General features: G+C 71.8%; 18 protein-coding genes. 10 read left to right on the top strand and 8 right to left on the bottom strand.

Translation table 11 applies throughout. From position 1 onward, the window contains the following. Nucleotides 1–130 precede the first annotated feature (130 nt). From GA0070216_RS26780 to GA0070216_RS26770, 3 genes are read left to right on the top strand one after another with little or no spacing between them, the layout of a single operon-like run. Nucleotides 131–1,972: an SCO2524 family protein gene (locus GA0070216_RS26780; RefSeq protein WP_091251841.1), complete on the top strand. Its 1,842-nt coding sequence runs from the start codon at nucleotides 131–133 to the stop codon at nucleotides 1,970–1,972. Then, nucleotides 1,972–2,901 carry an SCO2523 family variant P-loop protein gene (locus tag GA0070216_RS26775; RefSeq protein ID WP_091251839.1) on the top strand — a complete coding sequence of 310 codons (930 nt, stop codon included), beginning with the start codon at nucleotides 1,972–1,974 and terminating at the stop codon, nucleotides 2,899–2,901. Before GA0070216_RS26780 ends, GA0070216_RS26775 begins: the two co-directional genes overlap by 1 nt. Further along, nucleotides 2,886–3,863: an SCO2522 family protein gene (locus GA0070216_RS26770; RefSeq protein ID WP_245722752.1), complete on the top strand. Its 978-nt coding sequence runs from the start codon at nucleotides 2,886–2,888 to the stop codon at nucleotides 3,861–3,863. The genes GA0070216_RS26775 and GA0070216_RS26770 overlap by 16 nt, the downstream gene beginning before the upstream one ends. Here the strand turns inward: GA0070216_RS26770 and GA0070216_RS26765 are convergent. Beyond that, nucleotides 3,842–4,813 carry an SCO2521 family protein gene (locus GA0070216_RS26765; RefSeq protein WP_091251836.1) on the bottom strand — a complete coding sequence of 324 codons (972 nt, stop codon included), beginning with the start codon at nucleotides 4,811–4,813 and terminating at the stop codon, nucleotides 3,842–3,844. The two genes, GA0070216_RS26770 and GA0070216_RS26765, sit on opposite strands and share 22 nt — an antisense overlap. Nucleotides 4,814–5,108: 295 nt before the next feature. On the opposite strand from GA0070216_RS26765, the gene GA0070216_RS26760 reads away from it, so the two are divergent. The 7 genes from GA0070216_RS26760 to GA0070216_RS26730 all read left to right on the top strand — a co-directional run bounded on the left by GA0070216_RS26760 (nucleotide 5,109) and on the right by GA0070216_RS26730 (nucleotide 13,822). Further along, a complete protein-coding gene (locus tag GA0070216_RS26760) occupies nucleotides 5,109–9,317 on the top strand; it encodes a HEAT repeat domain-containing protein (RefSeq protein ID WP_091251834.1) in 4,209 nt (1,402 codons plus the stop codon). A 62-nt stretch (nucleotides 9,318–9,379) separates the two neighbouring features. Next, nucleotides 9,380–11,182, top strand: a complete 1,803-nt coding sequence (locus tag GA0070216_RS26755; RefSeq protein WP_176739144.1) for a RyR domain-containing protein — start codon at nucleotides 9,380–9,382, stop codon at nucleotides 11,180–11,182. Continuing rightward, nucleotides 11,172–11,687, top strand: coding sequence for a hypothetical protein (locus tag GA0070216_RS26750; RefSeq protein ID WP_091251830.1), 516 nt, complete (start codon nucleotides 11,172–11,174; stop codon nucleotides 11,685–11,687). Before GA0070216_RS26755 ends, GA0070216_RS26750 begins: the two co-directional genes overlap by 11 nt. Nucleotides 11,688–11,835: 148 nt before the next feature. Beyond that, nucleotides 11,836–12,090, top strand: coding sequence for a hypothetical protein (locus tag GA0070216_RS26745; protein ID WP_091251829.1), 255 nt, complete (start codon nucleotides 11,836–11,838; stop codon nucleotides 12,088–12,090). Between the two features lie 24 nt (nucleotides 12,091–12,114). Next, nucleotides 12,115–12,321 (top strand): hypothetical protein, encoded by a 207-nt coding sequence (locus GA0070216_RS26740; RefSeq protein ID WP_091251827.1) that lies wholly within the window; start codon nucleotides 12,115–12,117, stop codon nucleotides 12,319–12,321. A gap of 59 nt (nucleotides 12,322–12,380) precedes the next feature. Next, nucleotides 12,381–13,319, top strand: a complete 939-nt coding sequence (locus tag GA0070216_RS26735) for an NAD-dependent epimerase/dehydratase family protein (protein ID WP_091251825.1) — start codon at nucleotides 12,381–12,383, stop codon at nucleotides 13,317–13,319. Then, complete coding sequence (locus GA0070216_RS26730; protein WP_091251822.1) at nucleotides 13,316–13,822, top strand: hypothetical protein; 507 nt, start codon at nucleotides 13,316–13,318, stop codon at nucleotides 13,820–13,822. The genes GA0070216_RS26735 and GA0070216_RS26730 overlap by 4 nt, the downstream gene beginning before the upstream one ends. 134 nt (nucleotides 13,823–13,956) lie before the next feature. Here GA0070216_RS26730 and GA0070216_RS26725 read toward each other — a convergent pair whose 3' ends face one another. From GA0070216_RS26725 to GA0070216_RS26695, 7 genes are all read right to left on the bottom strand, one after another. Beyond that, nucleotides 13,957–15,630: a lectin gene (locus GA0070216_RS26725; RefSeq protein WP_091251820.1), complete on the bottom strand. Its 1,674-nt coding sequence runs from the start codon at nucleotides 15,628–15,630 to the stop codon at nucleotides 13,957–13,959. A gap of 169 nt (nucleotides 15,631–15,799) precedes the next feature. Continuing rightward, entirely contained in the window at nucleotides 15,800–16,240 is a 441-nt protein-coding gene (locus GA0070216_RS26720) for an Rv0361 family membrane protein (RefSeq protein WP_141723212.1), read from the bottom strand. A gap of 120 nt (nucleotides 16,241–16,360) precedes the next feature. Then, on the bottom strand, nucleotides 16,361–18,619 hold the full coding sequence (locus GA0070216_RS26715) for a catalase (RefSeq protein WP_091251794.1): 2,259 nt from the start codon (nucleotides 18,617–18,619) through the stop codon (nucleotides 16,361–16,363). Between the two features lie 176 nt (nucleotides 18,620–18,795). Next, nucleotides 18,796–19,242 carry a hypothetical protein gene (locus tag GA0070216_RS26710; protein ID WP_091251791.1) on the bottom strand — a complete coding sequence of 149 codons (447 nt, stop codon included), beginning with the start codon at nucleotides 19,240–19,242 and terminating at the stop codon, nucleotides 18,796–18,798. 87 nt (nucleotides 19,243–19,329) lie between these two features. Beyond that, complete coding sequence (locus GA0070216_RS26705; protein ID WP_245722751.1) at nucleotides 19,330–19,818, bottom strand: iron chaperone; 489 nt, start codon at nucleotides 19,816–19,818, stop codon at nucleotides 19,330–19,332. A 114-nt stretch (nucleotides 19,819–19,932) separates the two neighbouring features. After that, nucleotides 19,933–20,694 carry a hypothetical protein gene (locus GA0070216_RS26700; protein WP_091251788.1) on the bottom strand — a complete coding sequence of 254 codons (762 nt, stop codon included), beginning with the start codon at nucleotides 20,692–20,694 and terminating at the stop codon, nucleotides 19,933–19,935. Then, entirely contained in the window at nucleotides 20,691–21,236 is a 546-nt protein-coding gene (locus tag GA0070216_RS26695) for an RNA polymerase sigma factor (RefSeq protein WP_091251786.1), read from the bottom strand. The genes GA0070216_RS26700 and GA0070216_RS26695 overlap by 4 nt, the downstream gene beginning before the upstream one ends. Nucleotides 21,237–21,432 lie beyond the last annotated feature (196 nt).

The raw sequence follows: 21,432 nt of genomic DNA, 5'->3' as shown, positions 1-21,432 counted from the left end.
AGCGCTTCGGACGGTGCTCGGCCGGCCCGCTACCATGACGGTGCACCTCATTGTCGGTCATCGTGGATCTTTGCGCGCACGGCAACAACAGCGGTTCTGAGTCGGCGACTACAACAGACGGCGGTGGATCATGCGGATACAGCCGCGCCAGGAGATCCTCGACATCTGGCGGGCCACGGTGCGCAGTTGTTGGGACAATGGTGAATGGCGCTGGGGCGGCCGGAGCGGCAGCAACTCGATCAGTGACGCGGAGCAGTTGCTGACCCTGCTGCTCCCCGCGGCCAAGGTTGCCGAGCTGTCGCTCGACGATCCGAACCGGGTCGACAGCGAGGTGATCGAGGCACTCGGTTCGCTCGGCGACGCGGTCAAGATTCCCCGTCAGCTGGTCGGCGTGATGGTCGACTATTTCCGCCGCTACACCGACGAGGCCGGCACGCCGATCTTCGCCGGTGGCAGCTACCTCACCCCGACGGAGGGCGGCCCACCGCTCACCGAGGAGGAGCGCTCGCTGGACATCGTCGACTCGTTCGCGGTGTCCGTCACGCTCACGTTGGCGACGATCGGCTTCGTCAAGGTCTACCGGAAGGCCACCCAGCGGCGTGATCTGCTCGTCCAGTTGGACGAGTTGGAGGCGATGGCCAACGTACGGCTGACCGCGGCCATGGTCGGTCTGCTCCGCAGCTTCAGCACCTTCGTCTTCACCTCCACCGACCAGTACGGCCGCCGGCTGTGCGACATGGTCAACCAGGACGAGTTACCGCGCCGGGAAGTCGTTGACGCGCTACGCGATCAGTTGCGGGACACGATGGCCAGCCTGCGCAGCGTGCTCCTCGGGTCGGGTCGGGTGACCGAGGACCTCGACAACGGCGAGATGCTCTTCGAATGCGGCTGGTCCTGGGGAATCATCGCCGGGACCGAGGAGGTCTCGACCACCGAACCGATCGGCCCGCAGCGCCCCGGGTCCGCGGAGAACGCCCCCTACCTCTACTTCACGGTCATCGCGATGGACGCCATCGAGGACCTGAACTCCGAACGCACCCGCCTGCTCGGCCTGCTCAACGAGGAACAGCAGCGACTGTCTCGGGCGCTGCAACTGCGCTGGGAGCTGACCCGGACCTACTGGGCGACGGTGGCGACCTTCGGCAACCGGCGACGCTGGCCCATCGAGGACATCCCGTGGCGGACGACCGACGGTGACCGGACCGACTACTACACCCTGCAGACGACGTCGCTGGCGGTCAAGGGCCTGCTCGCCGTGGGGCGCGGCGGCGACGAGGAACTCGGCCGGATCGCCTCGGTGCTGGTGGAGTTGGCGCAGCGGGCGCGCATCACCCGGCGCGCGTCACCCGGCGAGCCGGCTCTGCTCGTGCACGCGCCCGGCAAACAGGTGATCCTCAACGACGAGACGTCGAAGCCGATCATGACGTGGAACGTGAACGAGTTCTCCACGGTGCTGCTCCAGCGGGCGGTAACCGTCGCCGGCCTGCTGAACAACGCCCGCCGGCGCAGCGAACTGCTCGAGTTGGCGGACGAGGTGTGGGACCACCTGCTGCTGCGGCGCATCCCGGACGGTAGGCACCGGGGGTTGTGGGACCATGCCGGCGGTGCGTTCCCGGGGCTGGCGCCGATGCCCGAGGCACCCTCCTGGTACCTGACCGAGCGGGCGGTGCACGCGATGGTCAACGCCAGTCAGCTGCTCTCGGAACGGCCCTTCCCCCGGGCCGGCGGGCTCGCGGCGTACGCCCAGGATCTCGTCGACGAGGCCGAATACCTGTTCGACCGGGAGCTGATGCGCGGCACGTTCTCCGGTGTGGCGATGCAACGCAGCATGCGCAGCATCCGGGCCAGCCTGCGCCGCGCCCAACTGCTGGTGGACGAGCGTCCGGGCACGGCGGCCGCCCTGGCGAACACGGTGTTGTTGAAGCTCAACGACGTCACCACCGGTCAGCAGAAGGCCAGCGAGGGAATCTGATGCTGGTCTTCGTCACGTCACACAAGGGTGGCACCGGTCGTTCGGTGACCGCGGCGAACATCGCCTACCGCAGCGCCCTGTCCGGCAAGTCGACCTGCTACCTGGACTACGACTTCGGCTCGCCGACGGCGGGGATCACGTTCCAGATCCCGCAGGCCGTCAACGGGGTGGAGGGCTCGGGGCCCAGCCGCGGCGGCCTGCACCGGTACCTGCGTGGGGAGATTCCCTCGCCCGAGCGGTTGGACGTCTGGGGCAGTTCCGAGCGGGCCAGCCTGCGCCAGCGGCCCGTCGGCTCGGGGTCCCTGGTGCTCCTGCCCGGTCAGCGCAACGGCAGCGAGTTCGGCTTCACCAGCGACATCGCCAGGCGCTGCGCCGAGCTCTTCCTCCGCCTGGAGGAGGAGTTCGACCTGACCCTGGTGGACCTCAGCGCCGGCCGGTCGTACGCCAGTCACATCGCCCTGGCCGCGACCGCCACCCCGTCCCTGGGCAAGGTCACCGCCCGCTGGTTGGTCTTCCATCGGTGGACCCCGCAACACGTCACGGCGGCGGCTGACCTGGCCTTCGAGGCGGGCGGGATTCTGGCCATCGGCGAGGAGTACGGCCATGAGCCGGAACGGCTGCGGGAGTCGCTGCGGTTCGTCCGCACCGCGCTGATCGACGCCCGCGGCCCCGAGGTCGGCCATCTCGACCTCGCCCAACAGGCATTCCTGCTCAAGTGCGACGACGAGCTGTTGGAGCTGGCTCGGCGTAAGGGTGTCGGCCGTACCACCCAGCTCGGCTCGGTGCCGCTGGACCCGCTGTTGCAGTGGCGGGAACAGCTCATCTCGGATCACGACGTGCAGACCAAGATCGCGAATGTGAGGACGGTGGACGCCTTCGTGGAGCTGACCGCGAAGCTCTTCGACGAGATCGCATGGGAAACCGCGTGATCGACGTGGACGTCAGGTTCCAGGAGGCAGCTGCGGTGGGTCGTACGGAGAGCGTGGCGTACGCGCACCTGTCGGTGGAGTTGGGGCACTTCTACGCCGAGGACTTCGGCGCGGGATGTCAGGAGCTGCGGGACAGGTTCGCACGGATCGCCGAGTGGTCGGCGATGATCCCGGTGCTGGCGAACCGGGGGCTGACGGCGGGCCGCCAGCCCCGGATCAGCACCTGCTTCATGGTGGACGACTACTTCCACCGGTTCGGCAGCCCTCGCGAGGTGATCGAGCAGGTGCAGAGCGCGGCGGCGGCGCAGGGGCTGGTGCTCGACTACGTCGCCCGGGAGTCCAGCTTCGCCCGCCACGACGGCGTCGAGGTGGCCCAGATGGTCGTCGACGCCCTGGTGGTGGAGCCGCCCCGGAACACCACCGGTAGCCGCCCCCCGTTGAGCGAGTCGGGGTGGCTGTCGAACGGCATGCGCTCACCCGGTCATGTCGACGCGCCGGCGATGACGCTGCCCCGGCCGTGGTCCCCACCGGTGCAGTCCGGTGATCCCCGGCACTCCATCTTCGTCGACGTCGAGCTGTGGTCCGGTGAGCCGGGCAGCCGGGTGTGGGCGTGCGCTCTGCTCGCCTCGGTATGGCAGATGGCCCGGCTGGGTGTGTTGCGTCATCGCGGCGAGACGCTGATGCAGCCGCACCGGCTCACCGGCGAGCTGCCCGACTCGTGGGATGCGCTACCGGCGGTCGTCCAGCTGAATCCGGTTGCCGCGCCGTTCTGCGCGTACCGCACGCTGACGCTGATGGACACCCAGTACCTGCCGGTGGAGATGGCGGTGCGGACGATTCTCGGCCAGGTGGCGGTGCCCCCGGCGATCGCGCAGCAGATCACCAGCAGGGCGGGCGGCGAGGGCCTGCGGTTGCCCGGCGAACTGGTCGACCGGTTGAGTTACGTGTTCATCGGCGGGTGAGCGGTCATGGCGCTGCTGCACGGCTGGCCGGCCAGGTCACGCAGCAGGGTCAGGTTGGCCACGGCGATCTGGTCCCGGATCCAGGTGACCGATGAGTTCCACTGCCGGCTGAACCCCGGCACCTGTTCGAGCCGGTCCCAGATCGGCCGCAGCCGGGGGCTGACCCGGGCTCCGGGCAGCCACAGGTGAAGCAGGTGCTCCAGCACCGGCCGCAGCCGCTCGATGTGTTCCTGACCGGAGGCCGAGCGGGCGACGGCGGCCTCCACGAGGGACGACAGCGTGGTCAACAGCCAGTCGTGCAGGGCGAGGTCCTCGCAGAGGCCGGCCACGGCGTCCGGCATGTCCTGGGGATCCAGCACCAGCTCGACCGTACGCAGCGTGGGGGAGTCCACGGTGACCACCGCCGAGACCGCCCTTTCCGGCCGCGGCGAGACCTGCGCGGCCCAGCGCAGCCGGGTACGCGCCGCGCGCAGCGGCGGACGCCGGTCCAGCAGGTCGGATGTCTGCACATCGTCGAGGACCCGGCCGGTGATCGCCTCCAGGTTCAGCACGTCCGCGTCGTCGCCGCGCAGGAATCCCGCGGTCAGATCTACGGCGTCCAGTTTGCCGACCGTCTCCAGGACGCCCGGGTTGGCCAGGTAGTGCGACCATGGCCGGCGTCGTTGGCCGCCCGTCACCCGGATGACCGAGGACGCCTGCACGATCCGACCGCCGGTGACGATCGCCCTAGTGACCACCGCACCGACCCCGCGTAGCTGACGGCGTCGGGCGCTGGGCAGCCAACAGTCCACCCCGGTGCGGACGTCGGGGGAGACCGCGTAGAGCGACGGGCGGCGGGAGGTCAGCACCGCCTCGCCCTCGACCAGGTGCAGCACCTCGGAACTCTGCTCCTGGGCCAGCGCGGTGCTGTGCTGCAGCAGGTTGGTGTGCACCTCACCGAGTGCGAGCATGACTTCCTCCGCATCACCGCATCCGTCCGCGCCGGCTCGCGGAATGCGTCCCTGGTGATTGACGTGCGCCGCCGTGATCCGTGCCGACCCAGATGCGGGCCGGACGAAAGGAGATCTCGGGAAAACGAGATTCGGCCCGCTCGGACCTGAATCCGTGCTGTCGACATCATAGGCCCCCTCCGCGGGAATCCCACGCGCAGTAACACGCGTCGAGTGTCCGTCGAACATGAGCAGGTGACGACGGCTGGTACTTTCAAAGCAACGGTCACCAGTCTCCCCCTGGAGTTTGCCGTTCATGAAGGTCTACATTTCGGCCACCCAAAAGGACCTGCTGAAATACCGCTTGGCCGTACACGCGGTGGCCCGTCGGCTGAAGATCGAGGACGTCGCCATGGAGGCGTACGGCGCCGACGTCAAGCCGCCGCTGGAGCGCTGTTTGAGCGACGTCCGGGACTGTGACCTCTACCTGGGCCTCTTCGCCTGGCGGTACGGATTCCGGCCGCCCGGCCAGACGTCGTCCATCACCGAGCTGGAGTACCGCGCCGCGCTCGCGGCCGGAAAGCCGTGTCTGGTCTTCCTGCTCGCCGAAGACGCGCGCTGGCCGGGCGACATGATGGACCGGGGTGCCGACGGCGACCGGATCCTCGAACTGCGCCGGGAACTCAAGGAGCACCACCTGTGCGACTTCTTCTCCAGTGTGGACGACCTGACCGCCAAGGTGATGGCGGCACTGACCGACGTGCTCAGCGGGCGGTCCCCGGTCCGCGGGCCGGCCGATCCGGGCACCCACCTCCCAGCGGAGATGCGGGCCCGCTACCACCGGAACCTGGCCCTGATGTACGAGACGGTCCCGGTCGATGCCGTCTCACCCCGCCCCACCATCGGATACCTGACCGTCGGGCTGCCGAAGGTGTTCGTGGAGCCCCGCGTGCACGAGGAAGCCCGCCCGGAGATGCCACTGGCCTGGTGGCGCCCGGCCGGGGCCACCCCGGACGCCGACGACGCGGGGCTGCCCGGGGTGGTGGACCCCGAGGAGGTGGAGCGGCTGCGGGAGGAGTACGCGGCCAAGGACGCGCTGTTGCTGTTCGACGTGGTGTGCGATCCCGCCCGGCGGATGACCGTGCTGCTCGGCGACCCCGGATCCGGAAAGTCGGCGGTCGCCCGCTACCTGGCGCTGGTGCTGGCCGGGGTCTGCGCCGAGCCCCGGTTGGCGGCGCTGGACGGCCACCTGCCCGTGCTGATCGAACTGCGGTCGTACGCCACGCACCGGGGGGACGGGCGGTGCGACGGCCTGCTGGACTACGTGGGCCACAGCCAGCAGATGGGCCTGCCCGGACTCGACCAGAAGGTGCTGGAGTCGTATCTGCGCCGGGGCGGCCGGGCGCTGTTCCTGTTCGACGGCCTCGACGAGGTGGTCGACTCGGCGCACCGGGAGGAGGTGGCCGCGCAGATCGCCACCTTCACCAACGAGTACCCGGGGGTGCTGACGGTGGTCACCTCACGGGCGGCGGGATACCTGCGGCAGACCTTCGCCAACGCCGGTTTCGACCACTTCACGATCGAGGATCTCGACGACGAGCAGATCGCCCGCTTCCTCGGCAACTGGTACCGCTACGTCATGCCCACCGAGGCGGAGGCGGAACGGCAACGGCGACAGCTTCTCGACGTGGTGCGCAACTCCCGGGCGATGCACGAGATCGCCGGCAACCCGCTGCTGCTGATACTCATGGCCATCGTCGGCCGGGGCCACCCGCTGCCCCGCAACCGACGACGACTGTACGCACACGTCACCGACGTCCTGATCTCCGAGTGGGACGTCACCAAGCAACTGCGGGAAAGCCACGGCGAGGTGTCGGCGCTGGATCTGAGAGCAAAGCACCGGCTGCTGCGCCAACTGGCATTCCGGATGCAGTTCCGGGAGTCGGGGCTGGCCGGGAACTGTATTGAATCCGACGAGCTGGCACTCATCTTCCGGGACCACCTCGTCACGTTCTACAGTTTCGGCAACGAGCGGGCACTGGCCATGGCCCAATCGATGATCGACAAATTGCGCCAGCGGAGTTTCATCCTGGAGCGCTACGGGCTGCGGCTGTTCGGGTTCGTGCACCGGGCGTTCCTGGAGTTCTTCTGCGCCGAGGAGATCGTGGACGGAATCGAGCACGATCCGGGCTCCTGGGGCCCCGACCGGTTGCGTTCGCTGTTCCGCGACCACTGGGCCGACCCGTCCTGGCGGGAGGTGCTCCGACTGGTGGCCGGCGCACTGCCCGTCCCGACCGCCAACGACCTGATCGTCCGGCTCGCCACCGAGGGAACCCGACCCTGGCCACCGCTGAACCTGGCCGGTCCGCCCTGGAACCTGGTGCTCGCGGCGCAGTGTGTGGCGGAGGCCCCGCAACCTGCGGACCTGGCCGAGGCGGGTGAGGCCGTGCTGCGCCAGGTCGTGCTGCTGGTCGAACACGGCATCTCCGCCGACGATCCCCAGCTGGTGGAGCTCACCGAGCAGGAGCTGCTCTCCTCGATCCGGGCGCTGGGGCCGGACTGGCCCGGCCGGACGACCTTCCTGCACTGGTACCGCCGCCGTGGGATTCGTACCAGTTGGCGCACCGGCTCCGCGTTCGCCACCCGGATCGCCGCCGCGCTCTCCACCGCCGACGAACGGCTGGAGGACCTCCTCCTCGTGGAGCTGGGTCAGGGCACCGAGCGGCACGCCCACCTCACCCTGGTCGCCGGGCTCGCCGAGGCCGCCGCCGCCCGGATGGACTCCACCGGTCGCCGCCGGTACCGGGACCTCCTGCTCGCCCATGCCCGGGCCGAGGTCTCCACCGCGGTGCGCCAGGCCGCGGTGCGGGCCCTGGTCACCCACTTCGGTGCCGACCCCGACCTGCCGGACGTGCTGCGTGAACTCGTCGACTCCGCCGACCTCGCGGTACGCGCGCTGGCCGTACAATCCCTCGGCGGTCGCACCGGACTGTCCGACGACGTCCGCCAGATGGTGGTCCGGGCCACCATGGACCCCGCCGCCACGGTCCGCCGGGCCGCCGTCGGAGTGCTCACCGCGCGCCTGACCGAGGTGCCGGACGCCGCCGGGGCGCTCCGGCGACTGCTCGACACCGACCCCGACCCGGGGGTGGCGCAGCGGGCGCTGGAGGGCCTGCTGGCCCTGCCCGAACAGGCCGCAGCAGCCCGCGCCCGCGCGCTGCTGCGGGTGGACGGGGATGCCCCGGACGAGGTACGGCGCTGTCTGTTGACCACCCTGCTGCCGGGTCCACCGGGCCCGGACGACATGGACCTGCTGCTGAAGCTGGTCGGCTCGGACAGCTCCGCGCGACTGCGCACGGCGGCGGTGCGGCTGCTGGCCTCCGGACCTGATCCGGAGGGGCGGTGCCGGTCCCGGCTGGTCGAACTGATCGGACAGGACGAGGAGCCGTCCGTGCGGGCTGCCGCCGTGACCGCGCTGATTGACCGGGACCGGGCCGAGGAGACCGGGCGGACCGTGGTGGCGAAGGCGGCCCGGGAGGACGAGGACGCGACGGTACGCCTGGCGGCGGTGCGTGCCCTGGTCGACGCGTACCCGGACCACCGCACCGGGGAACTGCTGCTGGAAAGCGCCCGCCGCGACCCGACGGCGAGTGTCCGACTGGCCGCCGTCGACCTGCTCACCGGGCGGCTGCCGATCGGCCTCGCCACCCGTACCCTGCTGATCGGCCGGGCCTCCGAGGAGCGGGACGCGCTCGTCCGGTTGCGGGTCACCCGGAGCCTGGCCGGCCTCGCCGACCCGCCCGAGCCGGCGGTGCGGGAGTGCCTGGCCGAACAGGTCAACAGGGACCCCGATCCGACGGTGCTGCGCGCGGCGGCCGAGCCGCTCGCCCGGCACGACGGCTCCGACGGCCTGCTGGAGACGCTGTGCCGGCGGGCGCGGCGGGACAGCTACGGCGGCATCCGGCTGGCCGCCGTGCAGATGCTCGGTCGGTACGGCGGCTCCGACGCGGTGACCGACGTGCTGTTGGAGTGCATCGACCTGGACACCGACCCGGCCGTGTTCGACGCGGCGGTGTGCTGCCTGACCGGGCAGAGCCCGACGTCCATGGCGGTGACGCTGCGGCTCATGCGTCGTCTGGCGGACCCGGATCCGGCGATCCGCGCCCGGGTGGCCGCCGCGCTCGGCGAGCACTTCGGCGCCGACCCCGAGGTGCAGGTGCTGCTGGTCGGTCTCGTCCGCGACGACCCGTCCCTCGAGGTCCGGCGTCGGGCGGCCGAACAGCTGGGTGCGAGCCTGGCCGGCCGGGTGGAGGTGCCGGAACTGCTGCTGCGCCTGGTGGACGACGACGACTGGGAGATCCGCCGGACCGTGCTGCTCGCGTTGACCCGGCATCACTGGCGGGACCCACGGACCCGGGAGTTGCTCGTGCGGCTCACCCGCCGGGGGGAGGACGACAGCACCCGCCGGCTGGCCGGTCAGCTGCTGGCCACCCTGCCCGCAACCAGGCCCGACGACTTCCTGTGACCGGCCCATGGGCGGCGCTTCGCGACGGCTTCTGATCGACCTCGTCAAATACCATGGGCCCCATGACGGACCCGGTCGTCGGCTCGCCCCGCCGGGCTGGCTGGTGGCTGCGAGGGCTGTTCGGTGTCATCGGCGTGGCTGCGCTGATTCTCGGTTACGTCGGCTTCGAGAGCCTGCTGCGGACCCGGCCGGAGACCGTACACGACCGGTTCGACGTGCTCTACTACGATCTGCAGCTCTTCGTGTTCGGTGCCGAACCGTTCCAGAACCCCGGCCCCTATCCGTGGCAGTTGCAGGTCGCCCGGTTCGCCGCCCCGTTGTTCACCCTCCTCGCCGTGGCCGAGGCCAGCCGGTTGCTGCTGGCCGCCGAGAGCCGCCGCCTGCGTGCCCGACGAGCCCATGACCATGTCCTCGTCTGCGGTGATTCCCAGTTCGCCCACATGCTCGCCGATCGGCTCTTCGCCGACGGAGAACGGGTGATCGTGGTGCGTTCCACCCCGTTCGGCCCGTTGGAGTACCGCCGCCGCCGGTATCTCGGCGTCATCGGTGATCCGACCAGCGCGGAGGTGCTGCGCGGCGCCGGTCTGCCCCGGGCGCACACCATCTACGCCTGTGCCGAGGACGACGACCGCAACCACGCCATCGCCAACACCGCCAGCCGGCTCGTCCGGGGTGGACGGCAACCACCACGGGTCTACGTACTGGTCAACGACTCCGAGATGTGCCTGTCCCTACAGGCGCGGCGGCTCGGCGCGGCCGGCTCCAGCCGGCTGCGGCTGGACTACTTCCACGTCGACGACGTCGCCGCCCGCGCGCTGTACCGGCACCATCCCCTGGCCGGCGTGGCCGACCGACCCACCCGGCTGCTCATCGCCGGCACCGGCGGCTTCCGCCGCGCCCTGCTGACCGAGACCGCCCGGCACTGGCGGGCGTGCCGGGCGCAGGCACCTGCCGGTGTCGTCCTCCCACCGCTGCGGGTGGACCTCGTGGCCCCCGACGCCAGCGCGGAACTGGAGGTCGTGACGTCCCGCTACCCGTTCATGGGCACCGTCTGTGAGCTGACCGCGTACGACGGGGACCTCGACGGCGTCGCGCTCGGCCGGCTCGGCTCCGGCCGTTACGATCGGATCTACGTCTGTGCACCGGAGGAGATCAGCGGCTTGCAGTTCGTGCTGGACTCGCCCGGTCTCTGGCAGGGCGTCGAGAGCTGCGTGTTCGTGCCGGTCTACCGGCAGGCGGCGTTGGCCGCGGCCTTCCACGGTGACTCCCGCCATGACCTGCTCGACGAGGTGCACGGCAAGCTCCGCCTGTATCCGGTGCTGACCCGCGCCTGTGACGCCCGGCTGATCGGCGACGACCTCACCGAGCGGCTGGCCCGCCTGATCCACGAGCGCTACCTCGACGCGCAGCAACGAGCCGGGCTGCGTCTCGGCGACACTCCGGCGATGGTCGACTGGTCGCGACTGCCCGAGTCGCTGCGGCGGGCCAACCGGGCCCACGTCCAGGACATCGCCGCCAAGCTGCTGAACCTCGGGTGCGTGGTCGCGCCTCGGCGTGGCGGCACCGGTGACGTCTCCGCCGGGGAGGCCATCGACGACCGGATCGAGGTGCTCGCCCGGCTCGAGCACGAACGGTGGTGCCGGGAACGGCGGGGGGAGGGCTGGACGTACGGCGAGTCCCGCGACGACCTCCAGCAGCGGCATCCCGTCCTGCGACCGTGGGACGAACTCCCCGCCGAGGTCCAGGAACGCAACCGCGAGGAGATCCGGGCGCTGCCCGAGGTGCTGTCCGACAGCGGCTTCGAGCTGATCCGGCTGGTGACCGGGGTGCCCGCACCGCGGAGAGGACCGGCGGATGTCAACTGATGCCGTGCTGGAACGTATCGGCGTGACCGGGCACATCCACCTGACCCACGACACCGAGGTGCTCGTCGCCGCCGCGCTCCGTGCCGAGCTGCACCGCATCGGCGACCAACCGGTGCGTGGCGTCACCTGCCTGGCCGGTGGCACGGATCAGATCTTCGCGCGTACGGTCCTGGACCTGGGCGGCACGTACGAGGTGATCCTGCCGGCCCGGGACTACCGGGAGGCGGTCATCGCCCCGGGGCAGCGGGCGAGCTTCGACGAGTTGCTCGACCGGGCGGTGGCGGTCGTGCACACCGGTCACGACCGGTCGGGCACCGCCGCCTTCGTCGCCGCCAACCGGGAACTGGTCCGACGGGTGCAGCGGCTCGTGGCGGTCTGGGACGGCGAGCCGGGCTGCCACGCGGCGTCGACGGACCGGACCATCGACCGGGCCCGGCGTCGGGGCATCCCGATCTCGGTCCTCTGGCCCGCCGGTGCCCGTCGGACGCTCCCCGGGGCGTACTGAACCGGGGATCCACTACCTGTCCACTGGGGCGACCTACCCTGCCTGGCAGGACATCGAAGCGTTTCGAGTTTCGGCGGGTGCCGGCGGCGGCCGTCGCGTCGGTCGTGGCGCCGACGACGCCCGCCTCGGCCTCCACCATCCGTGCCGGGTGGGTGCAGCTCTGCCCCTGGGCCCGGTCCTCGACCCGGGTGCCGACTGCTGGTGGGGGCCGGTGCCGACCGGCAGCGAGACCACCCTGATCTCGGTCGTCGGGCACTTCAACACCAGCACCGACACCTTCGCGGTGATCGGCCCGAACCGGAAGTACGAGACGGTCTACAACGGCGTCACCGGGATCGGCATCGCCGCCGAGGGCACGACCGCCTCCGGTGGCCGCAAGGACGCGCACTACTACCGGTACTGACCACCCGGAACAGGGGAGACGTTCATGGTCCGCGCTGCCCGTGTACTGCTGGGGCGGTTGCTCATCTCGACGGTCGCCGTGCCCCCGCCGTCGTCGGCGCAGGCGGCGGCACGGCCGGCGGGGGTGCCGCCGTCGACAGACGGGGCGGCGTCGATCGTGGCGAGCATCCTGCTGTACGGCCTCCGACATGTCCTCGGTGACCGGTACGTGCCGTTCGACGCCGGTACCTGACAGCGCCCTGCGGCAGCGCCGGCTTGACAAGCTGCCCCGTCCGGAGTGGACGATGGGACGTGAGAATTCTTGTGGTGGGCGGCAGCGGCCTGATCGGCACCCATGTGGTCGGGGTGCTGCGCGGGCGGGGCCACCCGGTGACCACGGTGGCCCGTACCGCCCAGCCGGGCGTCGACCACCTGCTCGATCTGGAGTCCGCCGCGATCGACGACCTCCGGCCGTTGCTCGCCGGCCACGACGGGGTCGTCCTCGCCACCCGGGCGGACGAGCAGCGGGTGTTGCGCCGGCCGGCCCACCCGCTTCTGCGCCGGGAACTCGTCGAGCCGGTGGTGCGCCTGTTCACCGCCGCCCGCCAGGAGGGGCTCACCCGGGGGGTCGTCATGGGCTCCTACTACACCCACTTCGACCGGTCGCATCCCCAGTGGGGTCTCGCCGCCCGCCACTCGTACATCCGGTGTCGGTGGGAACAGGCCCGGGAGGGACGGGCCGCCGCCGGTCCGGATCTGCCGGTCGCCGTGCTGGAGTTGCCGTTCGTCTTCGGTCGGGTCGGCGACCGGCTGCCCAACTGGGCCGGTCCGCTGGACCGGTGGGCACGGTCCCGGGCACCCCTGGTCGTCCCCGCCGGCGGGACCGCCACCGTCTCGGCGCACAGCGTGGCCGACATCGCGGCCGACGCGCTCGAACAGGCGCGTGGCGGCGACATCCCGGTCGCCGACGAGAACCTGAGCTGGGTGGAGATGATGACCCGTATCGCCGAGGCGGTCGGCCGCCCCCGTCGGGTCGGTCGTCTGCCCGCCGCAGCCGTCCGGGCCTCGCTGCGCTGCGGCGGTCTGCTGCACGGTCTCGCGGGCCGGGAGGCCGGGATCAACCCCACCCACTTCGCCGACCTCCTGCTCGCCGAGTTGTTCCTCACCCCGACCACCGGCCGGTCGCTGGACCCGGCGCTGCGCGACACCTTCACCGCACCGGCGTCGGCGGTCGGCGGAACCCACCCGTGACCGTCGCCCCGCCCCGTTCGTCACTGCGCAGTCCCGTCGGGCTCGCGGCGGTGTCCCTGATGATCGCGGCGGTCATCGGCGTCGCTCCGGACCTGCCGTCCGAGCCCTCCGGTGTCTGGCAGCCACCCTCCGGCTATGTCGATGCCGCCACGGTCACCCTGGACAACGGTCGTACGCTGCGGCTCTGGACGGGATCGTCGGGTTACTACGTGGAGAGTCTCGTCGCCGGTCGTTCCGCGGCGGCGGTCGGCGTCAGCGGCGGCGGCCCGGAGTACGCGGTCAGCGAGATCCTGGGTGGCCTGGTGGGCTACCAGCCCCTTCAGGATGCGCGGACGGTCCTGGTCGGGTCGTCACCGGGTGTCCGGGCGGACGTCCACGCCCAGCAGTTCCTGGTCGCCGCCACCGCCGTCGACGTCGCCGATCAGCACGTCCGGCTGACCGTTCTGGACGGGACGGGCAGGACGCTCGCCCGCACCACGGTGGAGATCGCCGGACGCGGGTGACGCCGCTGGTCGGGTCGGCGGGCCCGGCCCCACCTCCGGTGCCGACCCGGACCGCAGCGGCGACGCGCCGCGCGGGTCGTGCCCGCAGCGGCGCGTCGCCGAGACCCGCTGTGCCGGTCGTCGGGCGGGACGGGTCAGCTGCGGCTCCACCGTTGGCTGGCGGCACCGTTGCAGTCCCAGATCTGGGTACGCGTGCCGTTGGCGGTGCCGTTGCCCACCAGGTCCAGGCAGCGGCCCGAGCCGACCGCGGTGACGGTGCCGTCGGCGTTGAAGCGCCACTTCTGGTTGGACTGGCCGTTGCAGTCCCAGATGATCACGGAGGTGCCGTTGGCGGTGCCGGCGTTGTTGACGTCCAGACACTTCGTGCCATAGACCCGCAGCTCCTGGCTGCTGGTCGACGTCCACGACTGGTTGGTCTGGCCGTGACAGTCCCAGACGATGGCGGTCGCGCCGTTGGTCTGCGCCGCGCCGTTGACGTCCAGGCACCGGCCGGCGGAGACGCTGCGCACGGCCGAGGTCGTGCCCGGCGGGGGCGTCGTCGGTGGGGGGGTGGTCGGCGGTGGGGTGGTCGGGGGCGGCGTCGTCGGGGGCGGGGTGGTGGTCGGGGGCGTGCCACCGCCGGTGACCAGGAACATCGCCGCGCCGTGCGCCGGCACCGAGGCGCTGATCGTGCCGGTCGACGTCGAGTTGCTGTGCGCCCACAGGTCCCGCACCGCGTAGGACGACGCGCTGCCGAGGCCGAGCGCGCTGGCCGTGGTGGAGACCGTGGCCGTGCCGCCGCCCCGGTTGAGCAGCACCGTGGCCACCCCGCCGGAGGACATCGGCTTGCGCCAGACCTCCAGGTCCCCGCTGTCGCTGATCTTGTAGCCCTGCCGGCCGCCCCAGTCCTGGTTGACCGCGATGACCTCGGTGTTGGTCAGGATCGTCCGGGTGGCCGCCGACATGGTGCGCAGGTCGTTGCCGGCCAGCAGCGGGGCGTTCAGCAGCGCCCAGAGGCTGAAGTGGGCCCGCGACTCGGTCTCGGTGGGGCCGTTGCCGACCTCCAGCATGTCCGGGTCGTTCCAGGCGCCGGGGCGGGCGTACGACTCCTTGCCGACCTGCTGGTCGAGGATGCCCATGATGGAGTTCCAGTTGCCACCGATGTCACCGGTGTTGCGCCAGGAGTTGCCCACCGCCGCGCCCCAGGTCCAGACGCTGTCCTGGCCCCAGTTGCACAGGCTGTAGAGGATGTTGCGGCCGGTGGCCGCCAGCGCGTCCCGCATCGCGGTGTAGCGCTGCTGCCCGCTGCGACCGAGGTGGTCGCCGCAGTTGTCGTACTTGAGGTAGTCGACGCCCCAGGACGCCCAGAGGTTGGCGTCGCGTTGCTCGTAGTTGATGCTGGCCGGGTAACCGGCACAGGTGGTGGTCCCGGCCGAGGAGTAGATGCCCAGCTTGAGACCCTTGCCGTGGACGTAGTCGGCGAGCGCCTTCATGCCGCTGGGGAACTTCGCCGGGTCGGCGACCAGGTCGCCGCTGGCGTTGCGCTGCCTGGTCGACCAGCAGTCGTCGATGTTGACGTACTCGTAGCCGGCCGCCGCCATGCCGCTGGAGACCAGGGTGTCGGCGGTCTGCCGGATGAGCGTCTCGTTGATGTTGCACCCGAACGAGTTCCAGTCGTTCCAGCCCATCTGCGGGGTCCGGGCCAGGCCGTTCTCCAACGCCTGCGCGGGCGGGGCGGTGCCGAGCACCACCGTGCCGGTGACCACCGCCGTCCCGAGGGTCGCCGCCAGCAGTACGGGGGACAGCAGGGCGACTTTTCGTCTGAACATGTGCACGCTCCTCGCCGGGGTGCAGGCTACGGGCCAAAATGCATCGACGATTGCCAACGTAATTCGTCTGACATATCGCGTCAACACGTGACGGGCGACCCGGCCGGTCCGCGCGGCCGGGGCCGGAGGGGCGGGAACGTGGCGCGCTGTCGTCGCCGGAAGCGGGGGGTCACGGCACCTCGGGGCTGCACACCTTCCAGACGCCGTCCTGCCGCGCGACGGACAGGTGCACCGTCCGGGGCGCCCGGTCCGGGTAGTCGACCTCGGCGACCACCGTACGCAGGGTCGGCGTCTCGCTCGGACGCTCGATGGTCACGTCGGTGATCCGGAACCCGGTCGGCCCGGACCCGGGCGTCGCGCGGTCCACCCAGGCCGCCCGCGACTGCCGCCGCCGGTCCGCCGCGCACAACAGGTCGTACGCGCCGCCGAAGTCACGCCGGACCACGGCGGACAGGTAGGCGTCGCCGGCCGCGCGCATGGCGGGCTCGTCCCTGCTGTCCTTGCGGTAGAGGTAGAAGCCGCTGGCCGGCACGCCGCAGCAGAGCAGCGCGGCGACGCCGAAGATCGTGATCAGGAAACCGCGGGTGGAGATGTCCGCCTCGGTGGCCACCGCACCGACGGTACGGGCCACCGGCAACCCCGGTCACCGACGCATCCTCCGGCCGGCGGGGAGGCGCGCAGACATCGACGGGGGCGTCCGGTGCGGACACCCCCGTCGACGAGCCTGCGGTCAGGAGACCGAGGCGGGGAACCGCTCCCAGACCCGGTGCGCGGCCATCAGGCGCTGCGCGTCGGCGAGCACCCCGGCCCCGGAGTCCCCGGTCACCACGCCGGGAGCGCCGGCCACCCCGGCCAGCTCCAGCACCCGTACGCCCGCGCCCCAGCCGCCGATCACCTTGGCGTGCCGCCAACACTCCTGCACCAGCAGCAGCACCCGGGGGTCCACCACGGTGGCGTCCGCCGCGCCCGCCTTGGCGTCCCGCGCCGGCAACGCGTCGGGGGCCGGCGCGGGTGCCCCGGCCAGCAACAGCGCGTCCAACTCGACCGACCGGCCGGTGGCGAAGGTCCGCTGCACCGTCAGGCCGCCCACCGTGCCGCCGTGCGCGGCGATCACCAGCGGCACCATGCCGGCGGCGGACACCTCCCGGCGTACCTGCTCGACGCCGTCGGGGTCGGTGTCCGCATCGACCACGATGCCGACCGTCCGGCCGTCGGCCGGCCAGGTGCGGCCGAGCTGGGACAGGGCCGGGCTGGGCGTGACGTCGGCGAGCGGCACGGTCGGCGCAGGCGTCGGCAGGCCCAGGCCGGTGGCCACCTCCGCGCAGAGCACCGGGTCGATGTTGGCCAGGCACTGCAACTGCCGTTCCCGGATCGCCTGGTGGTAGCACTTGCCCAGCTCGAAGGTGTAGGCCCGGATGATGTGCTCCCGCTCCACCGGCGACATGCTCCGCCAGAACAGCCGGGTCTGGCTGAAGTGGTCGTCGAAGGAGGCCGGGTTGGCCCGGACCTTGGGGGCCTCGGCCACCGTGACCGGCACGTCGACGAACGCGTTCTCGGCGTCCCCGGCCGGGAACGGGTTGCCCCCGTCGAGGGAGTTCGGTCGGTAGGGCGCCACCCCGGCGTGCACGGCGTGCTGGTGGAATCCGTCGCGGAGCATGTCGTTGACCGGCGCGTGCGGCCGGTTGATCGGGAGCTGCGAGAAGTTGGGCCCGCCCAACCGGGTGAGCTGCGTGTCGACGTACGAGAAGAGCCGCCCCTGCAGCAGCGGGTCGTTGGTGACGTCGATGCCGGGGACCAGGTGGCCGAGGTGGAAGGCGACCTGCTCGGTCTCGGCGAAGAAGTTCGTCGGCGTCCGGTTGAGCACCAACCGCCCGACCGGCTGCACCGGTGCCAGCTCCTCGGGGACGATCTTGGTGGGGTCGAGCAGGTCGATGCCGGCGAAGGTCTCCTCCGGGGTGTCCGGGAAGACCTGGAGGCCGAGTTCCCACTCCGGGTACGCGCCCGCCTCGATGGCGTCGTAGAGGTCACGGCGGTGGAAGTCGGGGTCGATGCCGCTGAGCAGTTGCGCCTCCTCCCAGTCCAGGGAGTGCACGCCCAGCTTCGGCTTCCAGTGGAACTTCGCCAGCACCGTCGCCCCGGCCTCGTCGACCAGGCGGAAGGTGTGCACCCCGAAACCCTCCATCGTCCGGTAGGAGCGCGGGATGCCCCGGTCGGACATGTTCCACATGGTGTGGTGCTGCGCCTCGGTGTGCAGCGAGACGAAGTCCCAGAAGGTGTCGTGCGCGCTCTGCGCCTGCGGGATCTCCCGGTCCGGGTGCGGCTTGCCGGCGTGGATGATGTCGGGGAACTTGATCGCGTCCTGGATGAAGAAGACCGGCATGTTGTTGCCGACCAGGTCGAAGGTGCCCTCGTCGGTGTAGAACTTGGTGGCGAACCCCCGGGTGTCCCGGACGGTGTCGGCCGAGCCCCGGGACCCCAGGACGGTGGAGAACCGGACGAAGACCGGGGTCTCCTTGCCCTTGCGCAGGAAGCCGGCCCGGGTGACCTCCTCGGCGCCGTACCCGGTGAAGACGCCGTGCGCGCCCGCGCCCCGGGCGTGCACCACCCGCTCGGGGATGCGCTCGTGGTCGAAGTGGGTGATCTTCTCGCGGAAGTGGTGGTCCTGGAGCAGCGTCGGGCCGCGCGAGCCGGCCTTCAGGGAGTGGTCGGTGTCGCGCAGCCTGGCCCCCTGCGAGGTGGTCAGGAACTCGCCCTGCTGGCCGTTGGCGCCGGTCGGCGCGCCGGTGGCCGCGCCGGTCGGGGTACGGGTCTGCGGTGCGCCCTGCTCCTTCCTGGGCGGCAGCGGACCGTGCGGGGTGGTGGGCTCCTCGACGGTCGGCGGGGCGCTGCCCGGCGCGCCGGGCACCTCGGGGGTCATCAGGTGGGACACCTTCTCGGCCGCGGCGTCCACCACGTCCTTGACGACCTCGGTCGGCTTGCGGGATTCCATCTGGGTGGCACCTCTTTGCGGAGCGGGGAACGGGTGTTCTTCCCCTACCCGGGCATCCCCCCGCAAAACGCGCCGATGTCACCCGAGGTTTCCACCGTCGGACCCAGTCGCCGTCGCCGTGTCGTGCGCCTCGGCGCACGGCGGCCGCGTGGCGCGGCGCGAGGCGGTCGCGTGGCTCAGCGCAGGGCGCGCAGGGTGACGGCGGTGACCGCGCCGTACGCCAGGTGCGGGACCAGGTCGGTGATCCAGTCGGTGGCCGACCAGGTGCGTGGATCGGTGACCCGCAGGACGGTCAGCGGGCCGTTGGACCCGATCATCGCCAGGCCGGTCAGCGCCAGGACGGACCCGACGGTGGGCAGCCGACGACCGCCCGCCGCGGCGTAGCCGGCGGCGGCGGCCACCGAGGTGACGTAGCCGAGCAGCGGCCCGAGCCCGGACCGCCGGTTCGGGGCGGTCCGCTGGTCACCGAGGTCGACGTGGGCCAGTTCGGCCAGCCGGCCGGCGCTGTCCTCGGCGGCGCTGCTGGCCGGTCGGGCCCGGATCGCCATGTCGAGGTAGGTGACGGCGTTGAGGGCGGACGCACCCGCCGCGCCGGCGATCAGGGCTCTGCTGGTCGGCGTCATCCTCGCCGGGTACCCGCCGGCGTGGCGATGACACCCGCCGGTGCCGCCGTGCCGGGGCGGGCCGACGGAGGGCCGCCCCGGCACGGGTCAGGAGATCGCCGCCGTCACCAGTTCCCGGACCCGCTTCTCCACCGTGGGGCTCCAGGTCCGCAGCGCGTACGACACCGGCCAGAGGTCACCGTCGTCGAGGTGCGCCGCCTCCTGGAAGCCCAGGGTCGAGTACCGGTAGTTGAACTTGCCGGCGTCCTGGAAGAAGACGACGATCTTGCCGTCCTCGTTCGCGTACGCGGGCATCCCGTACCAGGTCTTCGGGGACAGCTGCGGAGCCGCCGTGACCACCGTCAGGTGCACGCGCTCGGCGAGCGCCCGGTCCGCCGGGGCCATCTGGGCGATCCGGTCCAGCACCGCCTGCATCCCGTCGGCCTTCTTGGCGCCCTTCTTCCCCTCGGCGCGCACCTCGGCGGCGCGTTCCTGCATCGCGGCGCGCTCCTCGGCGCTGAACCCGCCGGCATCGGACCCGGCGGCCTCCCCGGCGCTGTCGCCGCCGGACGCGGTGGTCGGTTTCTTCGTGGACACGCGGGCTCCCTCACTGGGTGGACGAGGCGCGGCGTCCTGCCGGCCACCTGGATAGAGGCTATGACCAGGTGACGGCGGTGGCTTCTCGATTCCTGACCGGCCGGGGCCGGCCGGTCACAGGTCCTCGATCCGGTGGGTGGACGTGCCGGCGGTGTGGTGCACCAGCACCGTGATGCTGCCGATCTCCCCACCCTCCGGGCCCGGCCACCACGCGGCCCACCAGCCACCCCTGGTGCTGGTCTGGACGGTCCTGCCGTCGGCGAGGACCAGGTCGACGCCGGTGACCGACGGGCCGACCAGGCCCACGACGTTCGAGTACTGGTCATCACCGTCACCGACCGAGCTGCGCGTCTCCACGTTGACGGTGCCGGCGGCGGGCGGCGGCAGGGGACCGTCCGCCAACGCCAGCGCGGCGGGCCGACCCCCGTCCACGCTCATGCACTCGATCACGCCCGCGCCACGCTGCTGGATCAGCAGGGTGGCCGCCCCCCGCTGTTCGGCCAGGAGCACGTCGGACGGGCTGACCGGCGCCGCCGGGTCGCTGCCCACCCCGCTCTCGGCGCACCGACGGGCCTGCGGCATGACCTGCTCGCCGGTGAGCGAACCGGGCACCGGGGTCCAGGAGGCGAGGGCCCGGTCCATGGACCCCGGCAGCAGCGACGGGACCGTGACCGCCCCGACCACCGCAGCCGCCCCGGCGGCGACCAGGCCGACCGCCCAGCGCCGGGTCGCCGGCCGGCGGGCCGGCGCGGCGTGGGCGGTCGCCCCGCCCTCGACGATCCGATCGACGAGCGCGTTCGCCCGGGCCCACTCGGCCGGAGTCGGCTCGTGTCCACCGGCCGGGTCGAGCGCGGCGAGCTGTTCCAGATCCTTCATGACTGCTGCTCCTTGAGTACGGCGAGGGCATGCGGGCGAACGGCGGCGGGTTCGAGCGCGGCGCGGAGACGTTCCCGGGCCCGACTCAGCCGCATGACGAACGTCGAGCGGCGACACCCCAGCACGGTGGCAGCCTGCCCGGCGGTCAGCCCGTCGAACGCCACCAGCGCCAGCACCTCCCGGTCGTCGGGCCGCAGACTCCGCCAGGCCCGATCGAGGTCGATCCGGGCAGCGGCGTCGACCGTGCCGTCGCCGTACGCGGGCTCGTCCTGGGCCACCAGCCGTACGTCCAGCGCCTGCCGACGCAGCCAGCTGCGCGTCTGGTTCGCCATCGTCCGGCGGGCCACCGCGAACAACCAGGGCCGGGCGTCCTCGGGCACGTCGTCGAGTCGACGCCAGGCGGTGAGGAAGACCGTCGACACGATGTCCTCGGCCTCGCTGGGCGGGACCCGCCGCTGTACGAACCGCAGCAGGTCCGGGTACGTCGCGGCGTGCACGCCACGGAACCGCCGCTCCCGGGCACCGTCGTCACCACTGCTCATGTCTGCCTCTCGATCGCCGTCACACCCCCTACCTGTCCGCCTCCACCACAACTGTCACACCGGATTCCGCCGTGCCACCCGGCGGGACGGCTGACCGGCCGATTCGTCACGGCGACGACAACTGGCCCGGTGCCGTCGGCCGGCCCGGTCGTGGACACGTCACCGTCGATGCGTCTATGGTCACCGCATCCTCCGC

The organism is Micromonospora matsumotoense (assembly GCF_900091525.1).
Classification (GTDB): domain Bacteria; phylum Actinomycetota; class Actinomycetes; order Mycobacteriales; family Micromonosporaceae; genus Micromonospora; species Micromonospora matsumotoensis.
The sequence above is the reverse complement of the archived record's forward strand: the minus strand, read 5'-3'. Positions and strand labels throughout refer to the sequence as shown.